Genomic DNA, 7,588 nt, shown 5'->3' with positions numbered 1-7,588 from the left:
TCAGAATCTTGTCGACAAAGTCGCGCGGGGGAACGCGGTAGCCCTTGGCCGGAAGCTTTTCTTCAAGCAGCCGGCGGAAAACCGCGGGGGCCTCGCCGTCGGTCGATTCGTTCTGCACCGGAAGCACTGCCATGCAGGAGGGCTTGAGCTGTTCCCACTCGGGCGCTAGGACCGCCTTCTTCCCGCCGCAGGCAGATGTGGTTGCAACGATGGCAAACAGGGCGACGAACGCCCAGAAACGATGAATTGCGTGGCTCATGGCTTTCCCCCGGTGTCCCCGCAAGCCGCCACCGGACGGCTCGCACCAATCGCTACATATATCCAGCCCACGGGCGCGTCAACGCAAGCGTGTTCGCCCTACCGGCCAAGGCCGGGCGCCCAGTAATAGAGAAACGGCGAACCGCCGCTCACCTGTCCGCTGAGCAGCATCGACGCCCAGTGCCCGAGCGTCGCCTCGCTGATCGTGCTCTGGCGCGCCTGGGCGTAGATATTGTCGTCGTGAATTTCCTTGTTGCGGTAGGTCACCACGCGCAGGGACTTCCGGCCGGTCTGCTGGCGCAGGCCTTCCACCACGTCGTCGAAGTAGCCGATCTCGTCGATGAGCTTTTCTTCCTTCGCCGTCTGCGCCGTATAGACGCGGCCATCGGCGATCTCGCGAAGGCGCTCTTCCTTGGCCTCGGGACGGCCCGCCATCACGCGGGCCAGGAACTGCTCATAGAGAGAATCGACGACGCCCTGCATGAGCTTGCGGTCGGAGTCATCTTGCGGACGCAGCGGCGACATCATGTCCTTGTGCTTGCCCGACTTGATGGTCTGATCCTCGATGCCGATCTTGTCGAAGAGGCCCGAGAGGTTCACCCCCTGCACGATGACGCCGATGGAACCGGTCACCGTGGTCGGATGCGCCCAGATCTTCTCGGTGGAAACGGCAACGTAGTAGCCGCCAGAGGCAGCCAGATCGAGCATCATCGCATGCACCGGGATGTGCGGATGCCGGTTGCGGAAGGAACGGATCTCGTAGTGAATGAGGTCCGAGGCCGTGACCGTGCCGCCGGGGCTGTTGATGCGGATGATGACGGCCGCGATGTCGCGGTCCTCGTCGGCCTTGCGAAGCGCCGCACGGACCTTTGCCGCCGTGTTCTCCAGCCCGGTGAGGCCCAGCAGGCCCTTCTGCTCGGTATCGAGAATGATGCCCGAGACATCGACCACCAGCACCTTGGCATCGGCGCTCTCGTCCCCGCCGATGGTGTATTCGCCGAGCGGATGTTCGGGCGGAAACATGTTCAGGGTCACACACCCCTGCGCGAGGACCGTCAAAGCCAGTACGAACAGAACAGCGAATCGTTTCATCATTCCTCCCAGAATCGACGTGCGTTACTTGTCACCCAACAGCGCGGGGACCTTCATCTCCGGCGGGGAGAATTCATCCTCGCCCTCGTAATAATCTTCGGGTTGATAGATCGGGCCGATGTCGCCGATCTTCGTGAGCTCGAACATTTCGTGTTGCACGCTTTTTAGCGGACCGGCACCCAGGTCATAGCTCTCGCGCATCATGGTGAAGTCGATCTTCACGACGAGGCCGCTGCCCTCGTCCACCCAGATCTCGCCCTGCATGTCGGACTTGGCGACCGGCTTGCCCTTGTAACTGGGGTTTTCCTCGAAGGGCAGCGCCTCGACGATCTTGTAGATGCGCGCCGGGCGCCCCAGGTGCATCCCGCGGGAGATCACGAACTTCGCGCCGTGCTGCATGAAATCCAGGTAGCCCTGCATCGTATCCATCGGCACCAGGTACGAGACCGTCATGCTGGGCTTGGCCTTGCGGCGGAAGTAGCGATCGCTCTCGGCGGTCTTGAAATAGAAATACCCGTCGCGGCGGATTGCGGAGAATCCCGCACGGCCGTTGTATTCGCTGCTGCCATCGACGATGAGATCGAGGCTCAGATCGTAGTCATCGCCGTGCGCCTGGCGCACGACCACTTCCTGCCAGGTCTTTCCCGGAGGACCGCCGCCGCCCTCCACTGTCGCTTCGGTGGTGGCCTTCATTTCGAATGAAGTGAGCGCGTTGTAGTAATCGGAAGCCTTGCCCAGGTTGAAGGCAACTTCCTGGCCGAGCTTGCCCGGAGAGTCGCCGACGATCTTGGGGAGTTCGGGCGGGGCTTTCGTGACCGGCACAGGCTCACGCAGCGGCTTGCGCTCTTTCGAGCCCGAGTCGCAGGCGCCCGTCCCGATTGCCAGACACAGCGCCAGCGTGCCCGCCAGTAAGGCGCGCATCGAGAACCGGGCGCTCGGCTGCAACGGGGACATCAAGACTCCAGGCTAAACGAACTCAACGGCAAGGATTTCGTATTCCGACCCGCCCTTGGGCGTGCGGATGGCGACGTCGTCGCCCACGCTCTTGCCCAGCAGGCCGCGCGCCACCGGCGAGGTCAGGGAGATCATCCCCGCGCTGACGTCGGCCTCGTCGGGACCGACAATCTGGTAGGTGACTTCTTCATCGGTTTCGAGGTTGAGCAGCTTCACCGTGGCACCGAAGACCACCCGGTCCCCGCTCAGGCTCTTGGGATCGATGACCTCGGCGCTCGCAAGCCGGCCCTCGAGTTCGGAGATCCGACCCTCGTTGAAGCCCTGCTTTTCCTTGGCTGCGTGGTATTCGGCATTTTCGGAAAGGTCGCCGTGAGCGCGCGCCTCTTCAATTGCCTGAATGATGGCAGGCCGCTCCACCGTTTTCAGGCGCTTGAGTTCCTCTTTGAGGGCCTCATGTCCCTTTACGGTCATCGGGCTCTTGTCCATTTTTTGCTACTCCGCTCAGTACACGACAAAAACGACCCCGCCGCCGCGGCAGTTCCCGGGGGCTGGTGGCCGTTACGTGGATTTGCGGGAATGATAGTCCTGAAGTGCGCCAACGCCAAAGGCTGATTTCTTGATCGTGGCAATGGCCTCCACGGCCGCCCGGGCCCCCGCCAGGGTGGTCTGGTAGGGAATGCGGTTCTCCAGGGCCGCCCGGCGAAGGCTGTAGGAGTCCTGCACCGCCTTGGCCCCGTGGGTCGTATTGAAGACCAGGGCGATGTCCCCGGAGATCATCCGGTCGACGATGTGGGGGCGTCCCTGCATCACCTTGTTGACCACCTCGGTCTCGATGCCCTTTTCGTTGAGGAAGCGGGCCGTGCCGCCGGTGCCGATGAGTTCGAAACCCAGGTCCTTGAGCTGTTTGGCCAGGGGCAGGATCCCTTCCTTGTCGGCATCGCGCACGGAGATGAACACCATTCCCGAGGTCGGCAGGTTCTGCCCGGCGGCAATCTGGCTTTTGTAGAAGGCCGTGCCGAAGTCGCGATCGATCCCCATGACCTCGCCCGTGGATTTCATCTCCGGACTCAGAATGGTGTCGACATTGGGGAACTTGATGAAGGGGAAGACCGCTTCCTTGACCGCCACGTGGTCGGGGCTGCCGGGGTCTTCCACGCCAAGCTCATCGAGGCTCTTGCCCGCCATGACCTGCGAAGCGATTTTGGCAAGCGGAATCCCCTTGGCCTTCGAGACAAACGGCACCGTGCGCGAGGCGCGCGGGTTGACTTCGAGCACGTAGACATCACCATCCTTGACGGCCCACTGCACGTTCATCAGACCGACGACGCCCAGTTCGAGCGCGATGTCGCGGGTCTGCTGCTTGATGGTTTCGATCACTTCCTTTGAGAGCGAGAACGGCGGAATCGCGCAGGCGCTGTCGCCCGAGTGAACGCCCGCCTGCTCGATGTGTTCCATGAGCCCGGCAACCACGGCGCGTTTGCCATCGGAAAGACAGTCCACGTCGACTTCGATCGCGTCGTCGAGGAAAGCATCAACGAGCACCGGATGGTCGGGCGAGGCCTTCACTGCGGTCGCCATGTAGCGGCGCAGGGCAGCCTCGTCGTAGACGATTTCCATTGCGCGTCCGCCCAGCACGTAGGAGGGACGCACGAGCACCGGGTAGCCGATGCCCCCGGCGATGGCGACGGCCTCTTCGGCGCTCGTCGCCGTCCCGTTCTCGGGCTGCTTTAGGCCGACCTTGTCGATCACCTCGGAGAAGCGGCGCCGGTCTTCGGCGCGGTCGATGGCGTCGGGACTCGTCCCCAGAATCGGAACGCCGAGTTTTTCGAGCGGAACCGCCAGTTTGAGCGGGGTCTGCCCGCCGAACTGCACGATGACGCCCTTGGGCTTTTCGGCCTCGACGATGTGCATCACGTCTTCGAGGGTAAGCGGCTCGAAGTAGAGCCGGTCGGAGGTGTCATAGTCGGTGGAGACCGTCTCGGGATTGCAGTTGACCATGATGGTCTCGTAACCGTCGGCGCTCAAAGCAAAGGCGGCGTGGACGCAGCAGTAGTCGAACTCGATTCCCTGGCCGATGCGATTGGGACCACCACCCAGGATGATGATCTTTTCCCTGTCGGTGACATCGGCTTCGTCTTCGTCCTCATAGGTCGAATAGAGATAGGGCGTGTGGGCCTCGAACTCCGCGCCGCAGGTATCGACGCGCTTGTAGACTGGGCGAATCCCGTTGTCGTAGCGGAGCGTGCGGACCTCTTCCTCGCTCTTGCCCGAGAGCGCAGCGAGCCGCCGGTCGGAAAAGCCCATGCGCTTGAGCTCGCGCAGCCGTGCCGCGTCCTCGAGCCCACCGTTCTCGGTGACGTCCTTCTCGGCGGCAACGATTTCCTCGATATTGCCGAGGAACCAGGGATCCACCTTCGTGATCTCGAAGACTTCCTCCATGCTCATTCCGCGGCGGAAGGCCTCGCCGATCCACCACAGGCGCTCGGCCTTGGGGACGCGCAGGCGCTCTTCCAGACTCAGCGAACCATCGTCTTCGGGGCTGTCGAAGCCCCACTGGTCGATCTCCAGCGAGCGCAGCGCCTTCTGGAAGCTCTCCTTGAAAGTGCGGCCGATGCTCATGGCCTCGCCCACGCTCTTCATCTGGGTGGTCAGGGTAGAGTCCGCCTGCGGGAACTTCTCGAAGGCAAAGCGCGGGATCTTCGTCACGACGTAGTCGATGGTCGGTTCGAAGGAGGCCGGCGTCTCGCGGGTGATGTCGTTGGGAATCTCGTCAAGGCTGTAACCCACGGCGAGCTTCGCCGCGATCTTGGCAATGGGGAAGCCCGTCGCCTTCGAGGCCAGCGCCGAGGAGCGCGAGACGCGCGGGTTCATCTCGATGACCACCATCTCGCCATTCTGGGGATTGATGCCGAACTGGATGTTCGAGCCGCCGGTATCGACGCCGATCTCGCGAATGATGTTGAGCGAGGCGTCGCGAAGAAGCTGGTATTCCTTGTCGGAGAGCGTCTGCGCGGGCGCCACGGTGATGGAGTCGCCGGTGTGCACGCCCATGGGATCGAAGTTCTCGATGGAGCAGATGATGACCACGTTGTCGGCGGTATCGCGCATCACTTCGAGCTCGTATTCCTTCCAGCCCAGGATGCTCTGCTCGATCAGCACTTCGTGAACCGGCGAGGCTTCGAGACCCCACTTCACCTGCGTCTCGTATTCCTTCTTGTTGTAGACGACCGAGCCGCCGGTGCCGCCCAGGGTGTAGGAAGGGCGGATGATCGCGGGGAAGCCCACCTGGTCGGCGATCTTCCAGGCTTCTTCGATGTTCTTGGCAAAGCCGCCACTGGGCATGGACAGGCCGATCTTGTCCATTGCTTCCTTGAAGAGCTCGCGGTCCTCGGCCTTCTCGATGGCCTTGATCGAGGCGCCGATCAGCTCGACATTGTACTGCTCGAGCACACCCAGGCGATGCAGGTCCATCGCGCAGTTGAGCGCGGTCTGCCCGCCCACGGTGGGCAACAGGGCGTCGGGCTGCTCCTTGGCGATGATCTTCTCGACCACCTCGGCCGTGATCGGCTCGACGTAGGTGCGATCGGCAAACTCCGGGTCGGTCATGATGGTGGCCGGGTTGGAGTTGACCAGCACGACCTCGTAGCCCTCTTCCTTGAGCGCCTTGCAGGCCTGGGTGCCCGAGTAGTCGAATTCACAGGCCTGCCCGATGATGATGGGTCCGGCGCCAATGAGCATGATTTTGTGGATGTCTGTACGCTTCGGCATGTCTCTTCTTGTTCTTCTCGCGCGCTTTCACCGCACGCGTGGGATCCGTTTTTACAAACTCAACCGGCCAGCGCCTCGCCGTAGATCTTCGCGGGATCGACGTGCGCGTAACGCTGGGCCTTGGTGCGCAGCTCGCGCAGGTGGAGCAGCAGCTCCTCCGTGCGCGCGGGCAGCTCTTCGGGCATCTTCTTGTATTCCTTGCGCAGCACCTTGATGCGCCTGGCGATGACTTTCTTGGCCGCACCCGGATGCAGGCACACCGGACCGACCAGATGCAGCCCGTCGTAGGTGGAGATGAGCCGCGTCTCGAAGGGATCGTCCTTGGTCAGGAATGGCGAGTTCGGCCCGGCCACCACGAAAATCTTTTCGCCCGAGATCAGGTCGCGCAGGCGGAAGTGCTCGCCCTTGTCGCCCAGGTATTCGTAGAGCGAGTGCTGCAGGTCGGCGAGGGCCTCCAGGCCGCTCTCTGGATCGGAGAGAATCCGCTCCGCGGGCGTCCGCCCCTCATCGTCCTTCCAGCCGAAGATGAACCAGTCGAGGAACAGGCTCATGCGCTGGTTGTAGTCCTGGTCGTCGGCATAGACCTCGCCCGTGCGTGCGAAGTAGTGGGCCCGCGCCTTTTCAAAGCCCGGCGCCTTGCCGCCCTGCACGGCCTCAAGAACGAGCTTCTCATAGAGCTCGTTCCACGCGTCATCGGGCAGCGATCCGGTGATCTCGCCGATGTCTTCGATGGGGGCGAAGTCGCTCAAGCCTTCTTCTCCATGAGTTCCACGAAGCGTTCGAACAGGTAGCTCGAATCGTGGGGGCCCGGCGATGCCTCCGGGTGGTACTGCACGCTGAAGACCGGCAGCTCCTTGTGGCGCACGCCCTCGGAGGTCTGATCGTTCAGGTTGATGTGGGTCGATTCAAGCGGCGTGCCCGAGAGCGAGTCCAGGTCCACGGCAAAGCCATGGTTCTGCGAGGAGATTTCCACCCGCCCGGTGGCAAAATCCTTGACCGGCTGGTTGCCGCCGCGGTGCCCGAATTTCAGCTTGTAGGTCTTCGCCCCCAGCGAGAGCGAGAGGATCTGGTGGCCCAGGCAAATTCCAAAGATGGGCTTCTTGCCGATGAGCTTCGCAACCGTCTCGGCCGCGTAGGGAACGCCCTCGGGATCGCCGGGGCCGTTCGAGAGGAAAATCCCGTCGGGGTTGTAGGCAAGCACTTCATCGGCGCTGGCCGTTGCCGGAACGACGGTAACCTTGCAGCCCACGTCAACGAGGTTGCGCAGAATGTTGCGCTTGATCCCGAAGTCCATCGCGACGACGTGGTGCTTGAGGTTCGCGGGTTTGGTGTATCCCTCGCCCAGCTTCCACGTGCCCTCGGTCCACTCGTAGGGTTTCTCGCAGGTGACTTCCTTGACGAGGTCACGGCCCACAAGACCCGGCGCGTTCTTCGCCTTTTCGACGAGCGATTTGGGGTCGAGATCCTCGGTGCTCAGCACGCCCATCTGCGCGCCGGCATCGCGGATGTGACGCAC

7 protein-coding genes are annotated in these 7,588 nt (G+C 62.7%); all 7 read right to left on the bottom strand.

The annotated features are described in order from the left end of the window. A partial coding sequence (locus tag KDH09_18515) for a hypothetical protein (protein ID MCB0221697.1) occupies positions 1-259 on the bottom strand: 259 nt, incomplete at its 3' end. A gap of 98 nt (positions 260-357) precedes the next feature. Further along, positions 358-1,350: a signal peptide peptidase SppA gene (gene sppA / locus KDH09_18510; protein MCB0221696.1), complete on the bottom strand. Its 993-nt coding sequence runs from the start codon at positions 1,348-1,350 to the stop codon at positions 358-360. Between the two features lie 24 nt (positions 1,351-1,374). Continuing rightward, positions 1,375-2,304, bottom strand: coding sequence for a hypothetical protein (locus tag KDH09_18505; GenBank protein MCB0221695.1), 930 nt, complete (start codon positions 2,302-2,304; stop codon positions 1,375-1,377). 12 nt (positions 2,305-2,316) lie between these two features. Beyond that, a complete protein-coding gene (greA, locus tag KDH09_18500) occupies positions 2,317-2,790 on the bottom strand; it encodes a transcription elongation factor GreA (protein MCB0221694.1) in 474 nt (157 codons plus the stop codon). Positions 2,791-2,862: 72 nt separating this feature from the next. After that, positions 2,863-6,072, bottom strand: a complete 3,210-nt coding sequence (gene carB / locus KDH09_18495) for a carbamoyl-phosphate synthase large subunit (protein MCB0221693.1) — start codon at positions 6,070-6,072, stop codon at positions 2,863-2,865. A 59-nt stretch (positions 6,073-6,131) separates the two neighbouring features. Further along, the gene (locus tag KDH09_18490) at positions 6,132-6,821 is read right to left on the bottom strand and encodes a hypothetical protein (protein ID MCB0221692.1); all 690 of its coding nucleotides are present in this window, start codon (positions 6,819-6,821) and stop codon (positions 6,132-6,134) included. Beyond that, positions 6,818-7,588, bottom strand: a 771-nt coding sequence (gene carA / locus KDH09_18485) for a glutamine-hydrolyzing carbamoyl-phosphate synthase small subunit (protein MCB0221691.1), incomplete at its 5' end; no start/stop codon positions are given. The genes carA and KDH09_18490, both read right to left, overlap by 4 nt.

The organism is Chrysiogenia bacterium (assembly GCA_020434085.1).
Taxonomy (GTDB): domain Bacteria; phylum JAGRBM01; class JAGRBM01; order JAGRBM01; family JAGRBM01; genus JAGRBM01.
Note: the sequence above shows the minus strand (reverse complement) of the source record. Positions and strands in the feature narration are given on the sequence as shown.

Bases quoted from the DNA above. Each gene is read 5' to 3' on its own strand.
- greA (MCB0221694.1), bottom strand. From the start codon at position 2,790: ATGGACAAGAGCCCGATGACCGTAAAGGGACATGAGGCCCTCAAAGAG.
- carB (MCB0221693.1), bottom strand. From the start codon at position 6,072: ATGCCGAAGCGTACAGACATCCACAAAATCATGCTCATTGGCGCCGGA.
- KDH09_18505 (MCB0221695.1), bottom strand. From the start codon at position 2,304: ATGTCCCCGTTGCAGCCGAGCGCCCGGTTCTCGATGCGCGCCTTACTG.
- sppA (MCB0221696.1), bottom strand. From the start codon at position 1,350: ATGAAACGATTCGCTGTTCTGTTCGTACTGGCTTTGACGGTCCTCGCG.